This is a genomic window from Polaribacter sp. IC073, from assembly GCF_007997075.1.
Lineage (GTDB): Bacteria > Bacteroidota > Bacteroidia > Flavobacteriales > Flavobacteriaceae > Polaribacter.
Genome location: NZ_VORS01000003.1, coordinates 17,467 through 39,257, shown reverse-complemented (window position 1 = coordinate 39,257; position 21,791 = coordinate 17,467). Strand labels below are relative to the sequence as shown.

Below are 21,791 nucleotides of genomic sequence, written 5' to 3'. Positions count from 1 at the left end.
AGGTTAGCGATGTAAGTTTTGTAGTACTAGAAAAGGGACTTTTATCTGTAAGGCTACCTCTTCAATAGTAGAATTGTAAAGAATATTTTCAAAATAAGAATGCCGTTGGTTTACCATAACAAGCATGTCCATTTTATGATTGTCAACGGTTTTATTGATACTTTCTATTAAATCCTTTCCAGAAATTTGTAAAAAAGCACACTTATTGTCAGTAAAACAGCTATCTAAGAATAATTTGTGATCTAGTTGTCTGTGAGATAATTTTTTAAAACCAGATACATATAAAAAATTAACAGAGGCTGCAAAACTAACTGCAAAAGCACTAACCAATTTAAGTTCACGCTTCTTATAAGGCATCATATAATCTGACGGGAAGAGTATTTTCTTAGGAAAATCTTTTTGATAATTTATAGGTACATATAAAACAGGGCATTTTAAGTGTTTTATTATTTGTAAAGTATTTCTACCAAATGCGATGCTTCTGTCATTTGTTTTTCCCATGGCACCCATAATTACCAAATCGATGTTCTCTTTTGCTATAATTCTATTGGTTTCATCTATCAAACTTCCAAATCTAGAAACAGCTGTATACCTATGTTTTAGATTAGCGGAAAGCTTAAATAGCTCGTCTATTTCTTGCTTTAATGTACTATCCACATTTTTTTTGTACTCTTTTTTAAATTTTTCAAAATCAGTGCTATTCAATTCATTCGTTTTCGAGTATACTTCATCTGCAAAAGCATTCAATACAATAAATTCACATGCACTATCTTTTAACAAGCGCATTGCATATTTAATAGCATTTATAGATGTTTCAGAAAAATCTATTGGAATCAGTATTTTAATCATTTGAGAATGCCTTTTAAATAAGAGTACTTCAAAACTAACAATCAATTATCAATTATGAAATGATATAGATCAGTAACCCTACTTAATTATCTAAAATTAGTTAGCTTTTTAAATGATAAAATCAAGGTAACTGACATTCATCATTTTATAAACTAAAATAGAGGTTTAATTTCACCCTAAAAACCATTATATATTCCAGAGAATTATGAGAATAGTTCTACAGGAAAAAGACTATTGGATGTTATACTTTTAAAACCAAATAATAAAAACTATGATAAAAGCTTTAAGTACTGCAGAAAAGAAAAACATACTGAATACTAATTATATAGGAGATTTAGGTTATATATTTAAAAATGAACCCATTATTACGCCTATTACCTATTACTATAATGAACAACAAAACAGCATTACATGCCACTTGAGTAATAGCCAAGAAATAAATGCTTTGCGAAAAAAGAAAAAGGTTTCTTTATGTGTATCTAACATAAACTCTATTAGTGACTGGAAATCGGTTTTAGTGCAAGGAACTTATCATGAGCACTCTGGTAGTGGCGCTAAATCTATGCTGCATCAATTTTCATTAGGGGTGAAAAATATTCTCAAAAATTCGGAACAAAGATATTTAGATTTTATCAATCAGTTTTCTAATAAGATTGATGAAAATGACATACCTGTAATATTTACTATTGAAATAGAAGATATTACGGGTAAAAGGAAATAGTTCTTATCATTAAAAAATAGATGGATAGCTATAAAGAAGAATACAAAGTAATTTTTAAGCTACATTAAATAAAAAAAGTGGGCAGCTACAAATTTACTTGTTCTTATTCACTCAAACATTTCAATTGGACTGACAATTGTCATTTGGAAAAAGGAAATGTAACTTTACTTTAGTAGAAATATTAAAATTAAAACTTATGAACGATTTAAAATTAATAGTATTCTTTCTATTAAGCATTGCATATACTTCAAGAGCGCAACAACATACAAATCTTGAGAGCATAGGTAATTTTAATGAAGGTCTTATGGCTATAAGTAATGGAGATTCTTGGGGGTTTATAGATAAAAGTGGAAGCATAGTTATCGACTTTAGAAAAGATATTGTTGCTACTTATAAAGAGCCGCCAGTATTTAAGAATGGTTTGTGTCTTATCAAAGAAGAACGAGAAGACGTTGTTTATTATGGTTATATGAATACCAAAGGTAAAACAATTATAAACCCAGAATATATTGTTGCAAAAGCGTTTGAAAATGGTTTTGCAAGGGTAATTAATTATTATAAAACAAATACAGGGACTAATGTTTTTGATCAAAATGTGGTGTATTACAGCTATAATGAATTGATTATTAATACAGAAAATACATCGGTGTTATACATTGGTGCCCCGCATAAATTATTGCTAAATAAATTAAAAGCACAACAGAATATACCCGTTATAAACTCTAAATTTATTAATGATCATCTTATTTCCGTGAAAGAGGATGACAATACCTACAGCATTTATAACTTAAATAAATAATAGTTTACAATGTATACAGGATTGGTTTTATCTGGTGGAGGTGCACGTGGCATTGCACATATAGGTGCACTAAAAGCATTAGAAGAGCACAAGATAGATATTACCCATATTGCAGGAACAAGTGCAGGTGCTATCGTAGGATCTTTATTTGCTGCTGGCCATTCTTGGCGTAGTATCTTAAATTTTTTTAAGGAGATTCCTATATTTGATTACAATCGTTATGCTTATAACAAACCTGGTTTTATAGATACCAATAAGTTTTATAAAGATCTATTACCTTTCTTTATTGAAGATAATTTTAGAAGTCTAAAAAAGCAACTCTATATTCCTGCCACAAATCTTATTGAAGGATCTGAAATAGTATTTAATAGTGGCGAACTCATAAAACCAATATTAGCATCTGCTGCATTTCCAGGGTTATTTACTCCCGTAACTATTAACAATATTGTTTATGTAGATGGTGGCGTTTTAAATAATTTTCCTGTTGAGCACATTAAGAATAAATGTGATACAACAATAGGTGTTTATGTAAACTCTTTACAGAATATTACCAAAGAAGAATTAAAACATTCTTATCAAGTAGCTAATAGGGCTTATAGTATTAGTTTTGAAAGTCAATGCAAGCACAAGTTTAAAGAAGTAGACATTTTAATAAATCCAAAAGAGCTCGAGAAATTTGGTATGTTCAATCTAAAAAATATAGATACTATTTTTGAAATTGGCTATGAAGCAGCGCTAAAATCATTAGAAGATTATAATAATTGATGAATACCCAGTCAATTTTTTAAGAATCCTTCAGTTTTATTTATAGAATATCAGAACAATCCCGTTATTTTTTGTTGCGAATTCATAGATTTTTTAAAATCCTTTGGATGTTTGCATTGATGAAATAAAATGATAGGAGTCCTAGAACAGCACATAAGCAAACTGCCATTAATGTTGTTTGTAATTACTATTAAAAAAAAAGAGGTCGATACATCAGGCTTAAAAGTCTAACACTTAATATGATTTTTAGAAAACTAAAACGGATAACGCGTGCTATTAGTTCTAGTAAAATTTGTTTTTCAGAATTTTTTGTAGTGAGAACATTTCAATTAAAACAAAATACATCATTATTTACGCTTATTATTTTTTTCACCAGATGCTTTAGTGTACCATTCTAACATTTTACAGACGTTACGTTCATTAAATTATTTTATAAATGCCAATTAAGAAATTAAATGTCAGTTAGGGCTTGTAGAAAACTACTTTACTTTTCTAAATGAGAATTCCTTTTCAAGCTTTTTTGTAAATATTCAATTCTTATTTTTCTCTAGTGCTTTTTTCTTTCTTTTTTCTATTCTAGCTTGTTTTTTAAAATAACCTCTAAAAAAGAAATTATGTTTCAATGCTTCCATATTTTCATTCAATTTTTTAGAAGCTTCTTTAATTTCCACCATTGTTGAATCTATTATTTTTGGTAGCATTTCATCTTTTGTGAGGTAGTTAAAAGTGTTTTCGGTAGTAGATATTTTAGAAATCATTTCATTAAGCGTTTTTGTTGCTTCAGAAATTTTAACACTCGAATTCTCTAATTGTAAAAACACATTCTTGGCTTGGTTTCCAACAATGGTATCTGTTAATAAAACACCTACAGCACTTTCTTTCATATCTATTTTTGAAAACTTAGAGTTCAAAGAACCTATAAGTCTATTGGCACCATTTGTAGTTTGTTTTAGATTTATTAACGTAGCACGAATGTCTTTAGTTAGTAACGAGTCTGTAATTAAAGCACCTAATGCGCCTTCTCCTTTTAAAATTTTATTGGTAATTTTTAATAAACCAGCCGTTAACAAAGCTGCGTTTTCATTGGTTACATTAAGTGTAGTTAACATATCATCTGTACCAATTTTACTATAGGATGTAATGGTGTCTGTAGAAATAACTGGTTGTAAATTCTCTTTACCAGGAATAATATTAATGACCATACTTCCCACCAACCCGTCTGATCCTATACTTGCAATTGCATCTTTTTTAATGAATGCACCTGTTTTTTCTTCAACCATCATTTGTACAATAATTTCTTTATTGTTTATCATTTCAATACTACTAACTGTACCTACATTTATACCAGAATAGCGAACATTATTACCCAATTGTAATCCGTTTACATTTTGAAATACAGCATACAGTTGTAGGTTTTTACTAAAAATATGCTGTCTATTACCAATAAAATAAAGTGCGGTTAGTAGAATACCAGTGCCAAGGACTACAAATAAACCAACGCGAATTTTATGAGAAGCTAATTTTTTCATCGTATTTAATTTTTAAAAAAGGCTTTAACTTTTAGGTCTTTAGATTTAGAAAGTTCTTCAAAAGTTCCTTCTACATAATTAATTCCATCTACCAATAAAATCATTCGGTTGCTAATTACTCTGGCGCAATCTACATCATGCGTAATAATTAAAGAGGATGTTTTATAGGTGTTTTGAATCGTTCGCATTAACTCGATAATTTCTTTTGCTGTAATTGGATCCAGGCCTGTGGTAGGTTCATCATATAAAATAATTTTAGGTTTTAAAATTAAAGCTCTAGCCAAGGCCACTCGCCGTTTCATTCCGCCAGAAAGTTCAGAGGGCATTAAATCGATTGCTTTTCCCAAGCCAACATTTTCTAATGCTTCTTTTACCAATGCTTCGGTTGTTTGGGTAGCATCAACTTTATCTCGATTTCTGCGCAACGGAAATTCTAAATTTTCTCGCACCGTCATAGAATCATACAAGGCACTTCCTTGAAATAAAAATCCGATTTCTGTTCTTAATACATCTAGTTCTTTGCGTCCTAACTTTAAAATATCTAAACCTTTAATAGTGATACTTCCGCTATCTGCCTCTAGCAATCCTACCAAACATTTTATCATAACAGATTTACCAGACCCAGATTTACCCATTATTACCAAGTTTTCTCCTTTATATAGTTTTAAATTAAAACCATTAAGTACATGGTTGTCTCCAAAGCTTTTGTAGAGGTTTTTAATTTCTAAAACGGGGTGTATGTTCTCTTTTGTTTCTTTCATATTTCAAAAAAAATATCTGTAATAAATACGGCAATAAAATCAATCACAAAAAGTAACATTGATGTATAGACAACAGCATCATTAGACGCCTTTCCAACTCCTACTGTACCCTTAGAGCAATTATAACCTTTATAGCAACCTATCAAACCAATAACAAAACCAAAGAAAAAAGACTTTATAGTTGCTGGTAGCAAATCACTAAATTGTAGGGCATCAAACACTTTATTAAAGTACAATAGGTAGGAGACTTCTCCTTTTAAATTTTCTATAATTGCAGACCCAAATAAGGCAATTGCATCTCCCATAAGAATCAGCAACGGAAGCATTAATGTAGTTGCCAAAATACGTGTAACTACTAAATATTTAAAAGGGTTTGTACCAGAAACTTCCATTGCATCTATTTGCTCTGTTACTTTCATCGACCCCAATTCTGCACCAATGCCAGAACCAATTCTTCCTGCACATATGAGCGCAAAAATAACGGGTCCAATTTCTCTTACTATTGATAAACTTACCATAGATGGCATCCAAGAGGTTGCACCTAACTCTGCAAGTGTAGGTCTAGATTGCAGTGTAAAAACCAAGCCTAAAATAAAACCCGTAACACCAACCAACACTAAAGACCGGTTACCCATTTGGTAACATTGTCTTAAAAACTCTTTCCGTTCAAACGGAGACGTAAAGACTTCTCTAAAAAAACGAATGGCGAAATATGTTATATCTCCCACCTCATCTAAAAAGAGTTTAGCTTTTGTTGTGATCGTATTTTTTTTACTCAATCTGTACACATTATTAGGAGTTAAAAATAAAGCAACTTATAGTAACAATATATGACCTTGGTCATGTTATACGAACTGATATTTATCATAGTACTATTTATAGTTAAATGGTATTTTTATACTCATGTTTTATAGGATGAAAAGCAATTTTAAATTCAATCTCACACATATTCTTCCTTTAAAAAAAAACAATAAATAATAGGATGAACAAGAACTCAGATACATTGGACGATTATTTAGACAGCCATTACATACACCGCAGTAATTGGTTAAGGGCTGCGGTTCTTGGTGCAAATGATGGCATTTTATCAACGGCAAGTATTGCAATTGGTGTTGCAGCTGCTAGCAATATAAGAGACCCTATTGTTTTAGCCACTTTAGCAGGATTGGTAGCTGGAGCGTTATCTATGGCTGCAGGAGAATACGTATCTGTAAGTTCTCAAACAGATGTTGAAAATGCAGATATTGAAAGAGAGAAAATTGAATTAGCAGAAATGCCAGAAATTGAATTACAACGGTTGGCAGAAATTTATGAAAAGAGAGGCCTTAAAAAAGAAACAGCCCTAATTGTTGCCAAAGAGTTTACAGAGCACGATGCTCTGGCTGCTCATGTAAGAGATGAGTTAGGAATAAATGAAATAAGTCAAGCCAAACCAATACAAGCAGCTTTAGCTTCTGGAGCAGCATTTACTATTGGTGGATTGCTTCCTTTTTTTGTGGTAATTTTTTTCCCACTAAAAAGCATGGAATATTATTTGTACGGTTTTGCAATTTTATTTCTAATTATTTTAGGTGGTTTGTCTGCAAAAACAGGCGGTTCGAGTATTACAAAAGCTGTTTTGAGAATTACTTTTTGGGGAACGGTTGCAATGGGATTAACGGCTTTGGTTGGGTACCTGTTTAATGTGAATGTTGGCTAGGGAATTAAACTATGATAGAATTTAGATCTCTTAACAAATTATCGTTTCATTTAGATCGCCTTATCAAAGGGCGCTTATGGCTTAAAGTAATTATCGGACTCCTTTTAGGGGCAGCGATAGGGATAATACTGAATCCATCTGCAGGGTTTCTTTCTGAAACTTCTAGTTTGCGAATTGCTGATTGGCTTGACTTGCCAGGAAAAATTTTTATGAGGCTCGTTCAAATGATTATGATTCCGTTGATATTTACATCTATTATTACAGGAATTGTAGGGAACACGTCTGAAAATCTGAAAACCTTCGGACTTCGATTGCTACTCTATTTTATTTTCACAACCACCATTGCCATCACAATTGGTTTGGTAGTAACACTTATTCTAAAACCCGGTCAATATATTTTTGAGTTAGGCGGATTTCCAAATAGTGGTAAAAGTCAAATAATACCAGATGAACAAACAGATCTTATTGCGAACATTCCAAATGCAATATCAAACCTTATTCCAAATAATCCAATGGAATCTATTTTAACAGGAGAAATGTTAGGTGTAGTAATTTTTACCATTATCATTGGCGTCGCAATTACCCAACTTCGTTCTGAAACAGCGAAGCCTATTATTCGTTTCTCTGAGGCAATTCAGAAAATATGTATGATTGTAGTATCGTGGGCGATGATGCTGGTGCCGTATGCAGTTTTTGGTTTGATGGCAGCTTTATTATCTAGAACAAGTATAGAAATATTTCTTGGTTTGGGGTATTATATGTTTGTTGTTATGCTGGGCCTAATTCTTCTATTAGCATTCTATTTAATACTCATTTTAATAATCACCAATAAAAATCCATTTAAATTCTTAAAAGCGATAAGAGAACCTCAACTATTGGCATTTTCTACTGCTAGTTCTGCAGCTGTGATGCCACTTTCTATGAAAACAGCTGATGAGAAATTAGGGGTTTCTTCTAATATTAGTGATTTCATTATTCCTGTTGGTGCCACCATAAATATGGATGGAACCGCACTATTTCAATGCATTACAACCATATTTATGGCACAAGCTTATGGTGTGGAATTATCTATAATGAGTTTGCTTCTAATTACTTTTACCGTTGTGGCTGCCTCTATAGGAACACCAGCAATTCCTGGAGGAGGCGTTATTATTCTTGCATCGGTATTACAGAGTGCTGGCATTCCTATAGATGGTTTAATTATTATAATAGGAATAGATCGTATTTTAGGAATGTTTAGAACTGCTGTTAATGTGACTGGAGATTTAACAGCCTGTATCATATTTGATAAATTTTATGGAACCAAATTAAATACTGAGGTAATTATTAACGACAGTTAAATTACTAGTAATCTATAAGAGTAATAAGACCTTTTTAAATTAATAAACGTAAAACATCATAAATCATGGACAATTCAATTTTTTTAGCAAAGTTTTGGGGATGGTATCTTCTTATTTTCTTTTTTATATTAACCTTTAATCCGAGACGAAGTAAGCAAATTATAAAAGATTTGCACGATGAAAAATTTCTAATAATGGCATCCTTTATTTCTATTATTATGGGATTGCTGAATATTTTATTTCATAATATTTGGGAATTTAACTACAAACTTCTTATTACACTCATTGGGTGGACATCTCTATTTATAGGCCTATCTTTATTTGTAATACCAAAGAATGCGGTTGCTGCGCTACAAATTATAAATATTAAGTTGGTGCAAGTTATATATGCCTTACTGTTTTTTACAGGGTTATTTTTACTTAATATTGCTTACAGAATTATACTCATATAATTTTTCTAATCATTCCTTATTTGTAAACTGTCATTTAAATTAACATGCTGATTTAAGAGAGTTAAAAATCTTTATAAAAAGCGTAGATTCTGGTTAAAAAAATAAAAGTTTTAAGTTATTATTGAATTTGAACTTCATCTTCTAAAAAAAATCGAATTCATTTTAGGATCAATTAGATGCCACTGCCAATAAAATAGCTACGTAATGGCAAACAGCAGCTGCAAGTACAAAAAAATGCCATACCGCATGGTTGTAAGGGTATTTTTTCCATAAGTAAAAAATAACACCTATAAGATAAAGTCCGCACCCAATTAGAAGCATCGTAAGGATATTAATAGGAATACTTTCAAAAAAAGTACGTCCGCCAACAACCATAATACATCCCATTGCTATGTAAATTAATGTAGAAATAACCTTCCATTTTCCTGTAAAAAAAATATTATAAATAATTCCCAATGCCGTAAGTCCCCACAAAACCGATAGCAGTGTAATACCAAAAGAATTATCCATATACATCAATAAAAACGGCGTATAGGTTCCCGCTATTAAGAAATAAATACTAATATGGTCTAGGATTTCTAGTGTGCGTTTTGCCTGAATATGCTGAATTCCGTGGTAAAGTGTAGAAAAAGTAAAAAGCTGTAAAAAGCAAAACCCATATATGGCCGCACCAATAATACCAGAAGTATTATCACTTTTAATAGCAAATGCTATTAGAATGGGAATAGAAACAATACCAAAAATAATTCCGAAACCATGTACGATACTATTTACAAGTTCTTTATTAATTTGTGAATTTAAATTTGAATTCTGATTTTGCATGAGCGTGAGTTGTTGTAATTATTCTAAATATTTTTTGCAAAATTACTCAAATCAATTTAGACTATTACTCCTATTGGCTATATAATTTATAGTACCATTCTTAAAGACTGGCAATGCAAAACTATTATCAAAAGGAATTAGATTGTGTTGTTGACTTTATTTTTTAACCTTATCTTTATTTTTACTAATTCGTACCAAATTACTGATATAAAACCGATTCCAATACTAATAAGTAACTGTAAAAAAGTAAGTTTCTCAAACTCAAAAAAGTTTGCTAATGGTGGTACAAATATTAATAATCCCGAAATAATGAAGGTAATGGCAATAATGAGGAAAACCAACTTATTTTTGTATCTTAAAGTAGTGAAAATTGAATAGTAAAAAGAACGATTCACAAGCGTTAAAAATATATTAGCTGTTATTAAAACAGTAAATACGATTGTTCTAGTAAGCGTTTCATCAAAAGATTGGTAAACCGAATATTGGTAGGCAAATAAAGTTCCTACAGTTATGGCTACCCCTTGAATTATGCTTGTTGTTAACTCTTTCTTGTTGAAAAAAGTAGTTGTAAAAGGTCGTGGCTTTTGAGACATCGAGTTTTTCTCCATGGGTTCATTTTCAAAAATGATAGAACAGGTTGGTCCCATTATCAATTCTAAAAAAATGATGTGTATTGGGGAAAAGATATTTGGATAAACCCAACCCAATGCCAATGGTATAAAAACGGTCAGGATAATAGGTATGTGGATAGATATAATATATTGAATTGCTTTTTTTAGATTGGTATAAATTCTTCTACCCATAGCAACAGCATCCACCATTTTAGACAGATCATCTTCTAATAAAATTAATGAAGCTGCTTGTTTTGCTATTTCTGTTCCTTTCTTTCCCATGGCAATACCAATGTGTGCTGCTTTTAAAGCGGGTCCATCATTTACACCATCTCCTATCATTGCTACAATTTGATCTTGAGACTTTAAGGTATTTATGATTCTTAATTTAGCTTCAGGATACATCCTCGTAAAAACGTTCGTATTCATCACTTTTTCCTGCAATTCAAAATCCGACAATTGCATGAGTTCATCTCCACTCATACTATGTTCAAATCCTTTAAATGCAATTTGTTTGGCAATGGCAGTGGTTGTTTCTGCATTGTCACCCGTTATTATTTTTACTCTAATTCCTGCTTGATAAAAATGATTTAAAACGGTTTCTATATTCTTTTTTGGAGGGTCATAAAAAGCGACAATTCCTTTAAATTTAAATTGAAATTCTTGTTGTGTTTTAGGGAAATCACTGCCTGTAAAACTACTTTCACCAACTCCTAACACTCTGTATCCTTTACTAGTTATGGTTTGTATGGCTTTTTCAATTTGCTGTATTTCTTCTTTTGATACACTAGAAACAGCCATCAATGCTTCGGGCGCACCTTTGGCTGCTATTATTCTTATGCCAGAATTATTTTCAAAAATATGTGTCATCATGGGGGGCTTTCCTTTCAACGGATATTCGTGAATTAATTTAAAATTTGGTCGCTCATCCTCTGTATATAAATCACCATAAGCCTTATGCAAAGCGACTTCCATTGGGTCGAATGGAATAGGCTCGCTTGCCCACATGGCTGTTTTTATTAAGTTTTTTTCATCGTCATTCGCTTCATCTGGATTAACAATTTTTTGCGTTTTCAACGAAAATACTTTAGCCAAACTCATTTGGTTTTCGGTAATTGTTCCTGTTTTATCAATGCAAATAACTGTGGCAGAACCCAATGTTTCTACTGTTTTCATTTGTTTAACTACAATTCCCATTTTCATTAAACGCCAAGCACCAATCGCCATAAATGTGGTAAATGCCATCGGAATTTCTTCTGGTAAAATACTCATTGCCAACGTAAGCGCCTTTAGCAAACTATCTAAAAAATTGTAGGAATGAAAATAATTGATAGCCCAAACCACTATAAAAACTATGGCACCAACAATTACCATCTTTTTTACAAAATTGTTTATTTGTAACTCTAATGGTGTTTTCTCTTCCTTAATGCTTTCAAGGCTTATGCCAATTTTCCCTAACTTGGTTTCGTTGCCGATATTTGTAATGGTTGCAATGGCTAAACCGCTAGCAACGGTAGTCCCTTTAAAGATAAAATTATCTTCCATCGATTGGTCTTTAAAAACAGAGAACGATTCGCCAGTAAGTATAGATTCATTTACAGAGAAGTCGTTGGAGTGAATAATAATTCCATCGGCTGTAATAGAAGTGCCTTCTTCTACAATTAAACTATCGCCAACTACTAAGTCTTCACTTTTTATTGCTATCGTTTTACCGTTCCTAATTACTTTGCAGTTGGGTTGTGTTAGGTTTTTTAGTTTTTGCAAAGCATTACGGCTTCTAGAATCTTGAAATAAAGAAAGAGTCGAAACGATAAGTATTGCGGACAAAAGAAAAATACCATCGCCTATTTCTCCACTTACAAAGTAAATTAGAGCCGCAACCAATAATAAAATAATCATCGGCTCTTTTGCCAAATTTTTTATGGCATCTAAAACAGTATTTTCTTGCTTGTAATTTAATATGTTCTTTCCAAATTTTTTCCTTGCAAGAAGTACCTGTTCATCCGTTAAACCATTTATGCCAAAGTTGTTGGATGTCATCTATATTTTTATTTACGTTGTGTTATTGCTAGAAATGCTTTACCAATAGCTTTAATTAAATCGGAGGCAAGCAAAGAAAATTCTCCAGTCTCTTTTACCGCAATATCTCCAGCTAAACCGTGTATATAAACTCCTGCAATGCAGGTTTCTTCAGATGTATAGCCCTGAGCTAAAAAGGCGGTTAGCATCCCCGTAAGTGCATCTCCACTGCCACCTTTTGCCATACCTGCATTTCCGGTAGAGTTAACGTAAGTATTACCATTAGGACAAGAAATAATGGTTTCATGTCCTTTTAAAATTACGTACACATTATGTTTTTCAGAAAAATCAATTTGCATTTTTTTTCTTTCATTTTCATTAGCTGATGCACCCACCAAGCGTTCAAATTCTTTGGCATGTGGTGTAAAAATACTTTCTTCAGGAATCCATTTTAACCACTCTTTATTTTTTGAAAGAATATTAATTGCATCAGCATCTAAAACCATCGGTTTATTAAAACTACGGATAATTTGTTTTAAAGCATTTGCAGTTGCTCTACTGGTACCGATGCCGCAACCAATGCCTACAACATTAAAATGATGAAGCGGAGTAGCAGCAGTAATCATTGTTTCCTCTTTATCGCAAACAACCATTGCTTCAGGTATAGAGGTTTGTAAAATTGTATATCCACATTTGGGAATATAAACGGTAAGCAAACCGACACCTGTACGTAAGCAGGCTGTAGATGTTAAAGTTGCTGCTCCCATTTTACCATAACTTCCAACAAATAGAATTGCATTTCCAAAATCTCCTTTGTTTGAAAATGGGTTTCTTTTTTCTAGAATTCTAAAAATTATATCATTAGAAATTTTCTCGTAATTATACTGCTCCATGTTAAAATTTATCTAAAATTGATGACTTTAATGTATGTTTTTTTTAATAGTAAACCTTGCTAATATTTAAAATCCTAATAGCAATGGACGTAAAAATATATAACATAAGTTTTATATGTTTCATTGATTTACTTCATTTTATCATAAACCAGTGCTAATTATTTTACCATCTTCCATAGTAATCGTTCTGTGCGTGTTCCTTGCAAAGTCAAGGTCGTGTGTAACAATTAACAAAGACTGGTTGTAAACTTCTGCTAGCTCCTTAAAAATATTAAAGACAACATCTCCGCTCTTTTTGTCTAGATTCCCTGTAGGTTCATCTCCCATAATAATCAGAGGATCATTAATCAATGCCCTGGCAATAGCTACTCGTTGTTTTTGACCACCACTTAACTGGTTGGGATACTTTAATGCTTCAGATTCTATACCTAGTATTTTTAATTTCTGATAAGCATTATGTTCTATTTCTTTCTCCGACAGCTTTCCATACTTAAGTGCGGGCAACATTACATTTTGCAAGTTGTTAAATTCACTGAGCAAATAGTGAAATTGAAATACGAAGCCTATTTTTTCATTTCGCACTTTGGCTAGTTCCTCGTCTTTTTTATTTGTCATGTTAATGCCATCTAAAAAAAGCTTTCCTTCATAACTGGTATCCATCGTAGATAAAATATAGAGCAAAGTAGATTTGCCGCAACCAGACCTTCCCATAACAGAAACAAATTCACCTGCATTGATAGAAAAACTAACATCTGTTAACACCTTTACGGTAATAGGGTTATAAAAAGATTTATTAATACCAATGGCTTCTATAACTTTTTTTTTCATATTTATTTTCCTCTTATTATATCTACAGGATCTATTTTACTTGCTTTTTTAGAAGGAAAATACCCTGCGAAATAAGTAGTGATGATGGAAAATACAGCCCCAATCAAATAGAATTTTGGATTGTAATTTATGGGGTATGTTTTTATGGCTGGCAAGGAAGCGGTATTGAATGGAATTTCACCAATCAGTGCAGAAAGTCCTAATCCAAACAGCAATCCCAACGCTCCACCAACAAGACCAATAGTTAAGGCGATGGTGATGAATATAGAGTTAACATCTTTACCAGAAAAGCCAGTAGCTTTGAGAATTGCAATAGAGTCCATTTTTTCATAAATCATCATATTGAGAATATTGTAAATCCCGAATCCAGCAACAATAAGTAAGGTTATACCCACCGCATAAGAAATTAGTGTACGTACAGAACTACCAGTTTCAAATTGCGCATTGGCTGTTTGAATATCAATCGCCTCTACTTCAAACAATGTGTTGTATCTTTTTGCAAGGGCTGGTGCCAGAGTCATATCAAATAATTTAATCTGAATATCGGTAACATAACTTTTAGGCTTACCTAGTATCTTTTGAGTAGTAGCGAGTGTTGCATAACTTTGAATTTTGTCTACCTCATCTACTCCTGATTGAAAAAAACCAACTACTTTCAAAGGAAATCGAATTCCATCGCTTGTCGTTATTTGAATGTTGTCACCAATCTGAACGAGCATTTTATTAGCAGCACCAATGCCTAAAATGATGCTATTAGGTGTGTTTTTCAAATCAATAGTTTTACCTTTCACTACATAATCCTGAAACGTAAAAAGCTTATTTTCTGCATCTACATCAATACCGTTGATGACACCCGTTAAATTAATTGTGCCTACATTATAAAAAATGGGCACGGTGGTTTTTGGTGCAACACCACGAACATTCGAATCCTTTTTTAGGGTTTTGATGATGGCAACACTATTTCGTATTTCCGGTAGCTCAATTTTAGGTTTAATATGTTTTACAAAATGATAAGCCTTTGGGTATGCTGTTGATCTGGCAATGGGTTGCACCTTCGAGGGTAATATTTCATTATAGAGTCTTACATGCGGTGTATGGTTCAATATCAAATTATCGAGCAAATCGTTTAACCCTGTCATAAAACTCAGCAAAGCGATAAACATCATAATACTGAAGGTAACCCCAAAGGCAGCAACCGCAGTTTGCTTTAGCCTAGCGGTTAGCAAAGCCACTGAAATTCGAGTAATGAGCTTAATTTTCATTACTCTGGAAGAATAAGTTCTTCATTTTCATCTATACCTGAAATAATCTCTACCATTTGGTAATCTTTTAAACCCGTTTTTACAATAAATATCTTCCCAGACTTATTTACAACTATAGAGTCATTCAGTAAGTAATTCCTTGGTATAAGTAGTGCTTCTATTTTTGTTTTAATGACCACATTGGCTTCAAAAGAAATGTTGGGATATAGTAAATTTGGTGGTCGTAAAAATTCCGCTTCAATGGTAAAGGTTTTACTTTTCAAATTCATAATAGGATTTATTTTTGACACCACAGCATTAAACACAGAATCGCGATAGCTATTCAATACAACCAATATTGGCATGCCTACTTGAATATCTACAATATCATATTCATCTATTTGCATTTCAAGGAGATATTTTTTATCATCTCCAATTATAGCAATTGGTATTTGAGGTGTTACAATTTCGCCCTTAGAGATATTCATTTGATACACCTTACCTTTTATTTTACTTCTCACAAGATAATCACTTGTGTTTTTATCACTGATTAGTAGCTTGTTTTTGGCTTGTTTAGAGAGATAACCCAATTGCCTTTCTACCTCTGCCAACTTTTCTTTTGTAGACTCATAAGTATTTTTTGATTTTTTAACAGCAAGTTCTTTTTGCTCTAGTAATACTTTAGATCCAATCTTTTGCGCCCATAGTCTTTTTTGTCTTTCTAACATAATTGCATCATTTTCCATTTGACTTTTTGCCAAATCGACAAACGACTTCGCTTCTTCTAATTTCCCACGATTCACATTATAGGCATTAAAATTAGCCGATAATTTAGCGTTGTCTAACATCAAACGTTGTGCATCATTAATAATAGATACAATAGGAGAACCAATCTCTACGGTTACTCCTTCGTCTGCAAATACCTCATCAACAAGGCCACTTACGGTTGCAAAAACCTGGTATTGTTTTTTACTTACAATAAGCCCTGAAGCATACACAGACTCCGTGATAGATTGTTTTACAGGGCTTATCGTGTCCTGTTTCGTTTGACAGGCACTGCATATAATTAATGCAAAGAGAAAAAGAAATTTCATAGGTTTTAACTGTTCTAATCAATTAAATGAAATATTTGAACTACTTAAGGTAATCTGGCTTATTGCCCTTCAAAATAATTTTTAACAAAAGCCTCTTGTTGATTATCTGTCATCTTATCTGCTATTTCAATTTCAATTTTTATATCCTTAAAATGTAAATCGGTTTTCAAGTAATTATGTAGTTCTGTTTTTGCATTTGTTGGCCCAAATAAAAGTACCTTATCATAATTTAAAATGGCTTCTGCAATTTCTTTGTAATAAGCTTCTTGCATTTGTTGTCTTTTATTATGCATTAATTTTTCACTCCTATTCAATGCTTCCTCTTTTGTAGTAGAAGTAAATTCTGATGCTATCGATTTACTATGCTTCTTGGAATTTAAATCAATCAAATTTGCAATTGAATGATCCATCCAAATACCTAAGTTTTTTTGTTTTTTCATTTATCTTTTTATTTGTTTGCTATTAAATTTTATTTTACTGGGATACGTATTCTTATTTTAACGTGTTATATAGCTAATGAGCGACACTTCTATTTTAGAGTTATCAGTTAAAACTAGCGTATAAGAATAAGAAATACAATGACTTTTATCAGCTGCTATAAAAAAAAAGAATAGTGTTGTAAATAGTCAAAATTTATTAGCTGATAAGTTTTAAAAAACAATCTAAGCTATTATAAATAGCAAGGCTATATGAGATGTGAAATTTCTTTTTATTTAATGAAATAGTAGAAAAGGAGAAATGTATAAGGTGTTTTTAGATTGAAAATCATCATAATATATCATCGAAAATAAAAGTTTTAAGGTTAATTACTCTTAATTATTGTTCTTCCCAAATTAAAGCGGCAGCACCGCAAATGGCAGCCGTTTTTCCTTCCATACCAGATGTTAGTATTTTTACCTTTCCTTTGTAAACTTCCAACAAGTACTCTTCAAAATACTTTTTAGAGGGTTCTATAATCCATTTACCACTATTCACAAGACCGCCCAATAAAAAGAAAGCTTCAGGTTGTGAAAAAGCTGTAAAATTAGCCATTGCCAATCCAAGAATATTCGCGGTATAATCAAAAGCTTTTAGCGCAATAGGATCGCCTTCTTCTGCAGCTTTGGTAATATCTTCTCCGTGTAAATCGCTGTAAGCAATATCTCTAAATCGACTAGGATCCATATATTTTGATAGCATATAAAGTACCGTCCGTTTTAAGCCTGTTGCAGAAACATAGGCTTCAAGTCCGCCACGAACACCCAGTCCTGTCAACCTCCCATCACCTAAAGTCATACCTACATGACCAAGTTCACCCGCAAAACCATCATAACCTTTAATTAATTTTCCGTTGGCAACAATGCCTGCCCCTAAACCAGTACCTAAAGTAAGTACAATAAAGTTGGTCATGCCTTTTGCGTTACCAAATAACATTTCTCCCAATGCTGCGGCACTAGCATCATTCATTACGCGCATGGGAACGTTTAGACGGAGTTTCATCTTTTCTAAAAGAGGTACCGAACCTTTCCATTTAAGATTAGCGGCATTTTCAATAGTACCGGTTCTACTAGACGCATTGGGTGCACCAATTCCGCAACCGATAATATTTACAGGAAATTCAAATCTAGCTTTCAGCTCATCAATACTTTCTTTTATTTTATCCAAAAACTCATCAAATTTCTCAAACTCTTGTGTTCTGAAAAATAGTTTTTCATGACATTTACCCTTTTGGTCCACGAATCCTATTTTTGTCTTGGTACCACCAATATCTATTCCTACTACTAAATCCATGCTTCTATAATTTTAAAGTATTCTTTTTAAGTTTCAATATTAAGATAGTAACTTTAATTGACAAATGATGTTTGTCATATTTGTTAAAAATATTTCTTTTAGAATTACGATTTTGCCTGTCACAGAAATAGTTTACGAGCATAAATTCAAAAAAAAACATGACAACGGAAATCAATAAACAAAGCCTTGAATATTTTTTTTAGATTCTAAAAAAGAAAAGCGAATTCAAATTTATTACCAATCATTTTAAAATTCATATGGTATAAGTATTGGAATACTCTTTAGGATTTACATAAATAACGGCCAAACGATATCCCATAAAATAAAATTAATAAGAAATTAATTGCAAAAAATTAACCCTAAAATAAAACGCTATTTTACTTTTTTCAATGCTTCAAAGCCAGACACAACATCAAACAATTCCTCATCGATGGAACTTTGGCGCAAGCGATGGTATTTTTTGTTAAGGTCATCAAGCAAATCAGCAATATTTTTTTCAGCTCGTTGCATAGCTTCTAAACGACTAGCATTTTCACTGGCTAAAGATTCTACGCAGGCTTTAAAAAGCGATGTAAAAAGATAATTATTAATTAAAGCAACCAAAGTAGGCTTTATACTTCCAGCTATTTGAGGAGGTAATTTTGTAGGCCAAGGAATTTTTTGCAAATTGTTTTTCCATGTAGAGTCTAAAGGTAAAAATCGTTGCATTACAGGTGTAAATCCAGCGATGGGTTTTGGTTGATTATGAAAAATATAAAAAGTACCTGTTTTCTGATTCTTTTGACTTTCTCTACTTTGATTTAATATTTCGGTTACCAAAGGTGTTACATTGTTGATGTCATTTGGCACCGTATATAATTTTGAAGTTGTAAATCCGTCATCAGACAAAAGTAATTGAACACGTTCACCAACCACCCACAGCTCTTTTTTTCCTGGAATATCACGAAGTGAGGCTGTAACAAAACTTGCCATTTCATCATTAAACTGCCCCACAAGTCCTTGGTCTGAACCAAAAATAATAGCACAAACGCTTTCTTCTAATTTTTTTCCTGAAACTGTCGCGTCCTTAATGCTTACTACTTTTTCTGCTTCAAAATAGCCGATAATACCCAAAGCAATCGTTTGATAATAGTCTTCTAATGAACTTACGGCGGTCTCGTATTGTGTAATATTTGATCCTGCCATCGCTTTCATAGCACTCACAACAGATTTTAAATCTTTTGCGCCTTCTTTTTTGTTCCGTAAACTCTCTAAAGTATCCATTACTTTTTGATTTAATTGTGATTAGAATTCGGTTTTTCTTGAAATGGCGCAAGTATTTCCTCTGCGAATTTTAAAATCATTTTACTGTCTTCATCACTTAATTTTTCATTCGAAATAATGCGTTTTTGTATTTCACTTGGAATCGTTTTACTGTTTTTGAGTAAGCTATTTTCTGCCATCTTAATTTTTTCGATCGGAATCGAATCTAAAAGTCCTTCTTTTAAAGAAAGAAGTACCAAAATTTGTTCTGATGCAGTTAATTGCTGAAGCTCTTCTTGTTTTAAACATTCACGGATGCGTTTGCCATGTTCAATTGTTTTTCCTGTGTTTTCATCAAGTCGTGTCCCAAAACGGGCAAAAGTTTCTAGTTCTTCAAATTGTGCGAACTCTAGTTTCAATCTAGCAATAGAACGATAAGCTGCTAACTGAGCTTTACCGCCCACACGGGATACTGATTTACCAACATCTACCGCAGGTAAAACACCCAATTCAAAAAGTTTTGGCGACAAATAAATTTGCCCATCGGTAATTGAAATTAGATTTGTGGGAATATAGGATGATATATTTTGCGCTTCAGTTTCAATAATAGGCAAAGCAGTAATAGAACCTCCTTTTAGTTTGTCATTTAAATGCGTTGCCCTTTCTAACAATCTAGAATGAATGTAAAAAATATCTCCAGGAAACGCCTCACGCCCAGGAGGTCTTCTCAATAACAAAGATAATTCGCGGTAGGCTCGTGCGTGATGTGTAAGATCATCGTAAACGATTAATACATCTTTGCCTTTTTCCATGAAATACTCTGCGATGCTGGTTGCCGCATAAGGAGCAATGTATTTAATCCCAGGAGAATCATTTCCTTCGGCTGCTAAAACAACGGTATACTCCATGGCGCCTTTTTCTTGTAGGTTGGCAATTACTTTTGCTACCGCCGATGCTCGTTGTCCAATAGCACAATAAATACAGATTACGTTTTTATCGTGTTGATTTAAAATTGTATCAATTGCAATAGCCGTTTTACCAGTTTGGCGATCTCCTAAAATCAATTCACGCTGACCACGACCAATAGGAATCAATGCATCAATCACTTTTATTCCCGTTTGCAATGGAACAGATACCGCGCTCCGATTCATAATAGCATGTGCTGGACGCTCAATTGGCAAACGTTTTTCATAATGAACGCTGCCTTTATTATCCAAAGACTGTCCTAAAGGATTAATTACCCGTCCTATCAAACCATTTCCTACAGGAATATCCATGACTCTGCCAGTGCGTTCCACTTCATCTCCTGCTTTTAGTAACGAATTTTTACCCAAGAGAATAACGCCAACTTCATCTTCATCTAGGTTGTATGCGATTCCAAAAAGGCCGTTCTGAAATTGCAGCAATTCTTCAAAACCAACATTAGGAAGACCAGAAACGGTGGCAATACCTGTTGAAACGCTTATTACCAAACCAATTTCACGAGGTTGCATAGAAAAATTAAAGTTTTCTACTGCATGCGCTATTTTGCTAAATGAACTGGTTTCTAAATGATTTTCAAGTACTGGCATGTGTTGTTTTTTCTGTTTGTGGTAAATCTTTTTCTTTTATTTCTGTGGATATTTTTTTCTGCAATGCGTTGAGGTATTCTGAGAAACTCCACGCCATTTTATAACCATCCGTTGAAAGTTCAATGCCACTTATTAATTCGGGTACTGTTTTAAATTGCAACACTATTTTAGAGTTTAACAATTCGTTGATGGCATCTGTTATTTCCTTTTTTTGTTTTGCAATTAGATTAAAAGCACTTTTTACTAAAATGGCATTTTCATTCGTCTTAAAAGCATCTAAAAACTCTTGCTTCTCCTTAGTACTCAAAACTTTTAAGTGTTTGATAAATGTAACTGTAGTTTGTTTTTCTATACTTACAGAAGCGATGTCTTTCAATGCTTTTCGAGTAATGATAAAAACCTGTTCTTGTGTGTTTTGAGTAAATTCTTTTTTATCTTGTGCTTGTTGTTTCTTAAATGCTTTTACCATATTAGAACCAATGGCTTTAGCAGCTGCTCTTGCAGCTGTTATCAATTGGCGTTTCTCTATATTAGCATCGGCTAAGGCTTTATCAAGCAATGCAGATTTTTTGCTTTCAAAATCTGCGTTTTTATTTTTGAAAGTATCCTGCTCTTTCTCGGCAGCCGCTTTTTGGGCATCTGCCTCCCTCAATTCATCATTTATTTTTTTCTCACGTTCATTAACCGCATTAAGTATCGGTTTATAAAGGAATTTTTTAAGTAACCACACAAGAATAAGAAAATTAAGCACTTGTGCTATTACAGTGAACCAGTCGATTTTCATG

Annotated in this window: 21 protein-coding genes; 6 read left to right on the top strand and 15 right to left on the bottom strand. The window is 32.6% G+C overall.

Annotated elements, in window-relative coordinates:
• Nucleotides 1-3 precede the first annotated feature (3 nt).
• On the bottom strand, nucleotides 4-849 hold the full coding sequence (locus tag ES045_RS05390; protein ID WP_147113581.1) for a universal stress protein: 846 nt from the start codon (nucleotides 847-849) through the stop codon (nucleotides 4-6).
• A gap of 271 nt (nucleotides 850-1,120) precedes the next feature.
• Between ES045_RS05390 and ES045_RS05385 the strand changes: the two genes are divergently transcribed.
• From ES045_RS05385 to ES045_RS05375, 3 genes are all read left to right on the top strand, one after another.
• Complete coding sequence (locus ES045_RS05385) at nucleotides 1,121-1,570, top strand: pyridoxamine 5'-phosphate oxidase family protein (RefSeq protein ID WP_147113578.1); 450 nt, start codon at nucleotides 1,121-1,123, stop codon at nucleotides 1,568-1,570.
• A 196-nt stretch (nucleotides 1,571-1,766) separates the two neighbouring features.
• Nucleotides 1,767-2,369: a WG repeat-containing protein gene (locus ES045_RS05380; protein ID WP_147113575.1), complete on the top strand. Its 603-nt coding sequence runs from the start codon at nucleotides 1,767-1,769 to the stop codon at nucleotides 2,367-2,369.
• Nucleotides 2,370-2,378: 9 nt separating this feature from the next.
• Nucleotides 2,379-3,134 carry a patatin-like phospholipase family protein gene (locus ES045_RS05375; protein ID WP_147113572.1) on the top strand — a complete coding sequence of 252 codons (756 nt, stop codon included), beginning with the start codon at nucleotides 2,379-2,381 and terminating at the stop codon, nucleotides 3,132-3,134.
• A 530-nt stretch (nucleotides 3,135-3,664) separates the two neighbouring features.
• Here ES045_RS05375 and ES045_RS05370 read toward each other — a convergent pair.
• From ES045_RS05370 to ES045_RS05360, 3 genes are read right to left on the bottom strand one after another with little or no spacing between them, the layout of a single operon-like run.
• A complete protein-coding gene (locus ES045_RS05370; RefSeq protein WP_147113569.1) occupies nucleotides 3,665-4,663 on the bottom strand; it encodes an MlaD family protein in 999 nt (332 codons plus the stop codon).
• Between the two features lie 5 nt (nucleotides 4,664-4,668).
• Entirely contained in the window at nucleotides 4,669-5,424 is a 756-nt protein-coding gene (locus ES045_RS05365) for an ABC transporter ATP-binding protein (protein WP_147113566.1), read from the bottom strand.
• Nucleotides 5,421-6,203 (bottom strand): MlaE family ABC transporter permease, encoded by a 783-nt coding sequence (locus tag ES045_RS05360; RefSeq protein ID WP_147113563.1) that lies wholly within the window; start codon nucleotides 6,201-6,203, stop codon nucleotides 5,421-5,423. The genes ES045_RS05365 and ES045_RS05360 overlap by 4 nt, the downstream gene beginning before the upstream one ends.
• Nucleotides 6,204-6,406: 203 nt before the next feature.
• Here ES045_RS05360 and ES045_RS05355 point away from each other — a divergent pair, with 203 nt between their 5' ends.
• The 3 genes from ES045_RS05355 to ES045_RS05345 all read left to right on the top strand — a co-directional run bounded on the left by ES045_RS05355 (nucleotide 6,407) and on the right by ES045_RS05345 (nucleotide 8,915).
• Entirely contained in the window at nucleotides 6,407-7,123 is a 717-nt protein-coding gene (locus ES045_RS05355) for a VIT family protein (RefSeq protein ID WP_147113560.1), read from the top strand.
• Nucleotides 7,124-7,134: 11 nt separating this feature from the next.
• Nucleotides 7,135-8,463: a dicarboxylate/amino acid:cation symporter gene (locus ES045_RS05350; protein ID WP_147113557.1), complete on the top strand. Its 1,329-nt coding sequence runs from the start codon at nucleotides 7,135-7,137 to the stop codon at nucleotides 8,461-8,463.
• Between the two features lie 65 nt (nucleotides 8,464-8,528).
• Nucleotides 8,529-8,915 carry a hypothetical protein gene (locus tag ES045_RS05345; protein ID WP_147113554.1) on the top strand — a complete coding sequence of 129 codons (387 nt, stop codon included), beginning with the start codon at nucleotides 8,529-8,531 and terminating at the stop codon, nucleotides 8,913-8,915.
• Nucleotides 8,916-9,083: 168 nt separating this feature from the next.
• Here ES045_RS05345 and trhA read toward each other — a convergent pair whose 3' ends face one another.
• The 11 genes from trhA to ES045_RS05290 form a co-directional block, all read right to left on the bottom strand.
• Nucleotides 9,084-9,737 (bottom strand): PAQR family membrane homeostasis protein TrhA, encoded by a 654-nt coding sequence (gene trhA / locus ES045_RS05340; protein WP_147113551.1) that lies wholly within the window; start codon nucleotides 9,735-9,737, stop codon nucleotides 9,084-9,086.
• Between the two features lie 137 nt (nucleotides 9,738-9,874).
• Nucleotides 9,875-12,388, bottom strand: coding sequence for a cation-translocating P-type ATPase (locus ES045_RS05335; RefSeq protein WP_147113549.1), 2,514 nt, complete (start codon nucleotides 12,386-12,388; stop codon nucleotides 9,875-9,877).
• 8 nt (nucleotides 12,389-12,396) lie between these two features.
• The gene (locus ES045_RS05330; RefSeq protein WP_147113546.1) at nucleotides 12,397-13,260 is read right to left on the bottom strand and encodes an NAD(P)H-hydrate dehydratase; all 864 of its coding nucleotides are present in this window, start codon (nucleotides 13,258-13,260) and stop codon (nucleotides 12,397-12,399) included.
• 141 nt (nucleotides 13,261-13,401) lie between these two features.
• Nucleotides 13,402-14,088 carry an ABC transporter ATP-binding protein gene (locus ES045_RS05325; RefSeq protein WP_147113543.1) on the bottom strand — a complete coding sequence of 229 codons (687 nt, stop codon included), beginning with the start codon at nucleotides 14,086-14,088 and terminating at the stop codon, nucleotides 13,402-13,404.
• Nucleotides 14,089-14,090: 2 nt separating this feature from the next.
• The gene (locus tag ES045_RS05320; protein WP_147113540.1) at nucleotides 14,091-15,350 is read right to left on the bottom strand and encodes an ABC transporter permease; all 1,260 of its coding nucleotides are present in this window, start codon (nucleotides 15,348-15,350) and stop codon (nucleotides 14,091-14,093) included.
• Complete coding sequence (locus ES045_RS05315) at nucleotides 15,350-16,423, bottom strand: efflux RND transporter periplasmic adaptor subunit (protein ID WP_147113537.1); 1,074 nt, start codon at nucleotides 16,421-16,423, stop codon at nucleotides 15,350-15,352. The genes ES045_RS05320 and ES045_RS05315 overlap by 1 nt, the downstream gene beginning before the upstream one ends.
• A gap of 59 nt (nucleotides 16,424-16,482) precedes the next feature.
• Nucleotides 16,483-16,863, bottom strand: a complete 381-nt coding sequence (locus ES045_RS05310) for a hypothetical protein (RefSeq protein ID WP_147113534.1) — start codon at nucleotides 16,861-16,863, stop codon at nucleotides 16,483-16,485.
• 376 nt (nucleotides 16,864-17,239) lie between these two features.
• Nucleotides 17,240-18,193 carry an ROK family protein gene (locus ES045_RS05305; RefSeq protein WP_147113532.1) on the bottom strand — a complete coding sequence of 318 codons (954 nt, stop codon included), beginning with the start codon at nucleotides 18,191-18,193 and terminating at the stop codon, nucleotides 17,240-17,242.
• A 372-nt stretch (nucleotides 18,194-18,565) separates the two neighbouring features.
• Nucleotides 18,566-19,456 (bottom strand): F0F1 ATP synthase subunit gamma, encoded by an 891-nt coding sequence (locus ES045_RS05300; protein ID WP_147113529.1) that lies wholly within the window; start codon nucleotides 19,454-19,456, stop codon nucleotides 18,566-18,568.
• Nucleotides 19,457-19,467: 11 nt separating this feature from the next.
• Complete coding sequence (locus ES045_RS05295) at nucleotides 19,468-21,006, bottom strand: alternate F1F0 ATPase, F1 subunit alpha (RefSeq protein ID WP_147113526.1); 1,539 nt, start codon at nucleotides 21,004-21,006, stop codon at nucleotides 19,468-19,470.
• Entirely contained in the window at nucleotides 20,993-21,790 is a 798-nt protein-coding gene (locus ES045_RS05290; RefSeq protein ID WP_147113523.1) for a F0F1 ATP synthase subunit B, read from the bottom strand. The genes ES045_RS05295 and ES045_RS05290 overlap by 14 nt, the downstream gene beginning before the upstream one ends.
• Between the last annotated feature and the right edge of the window lies 1 nt (nucleotide 21,791).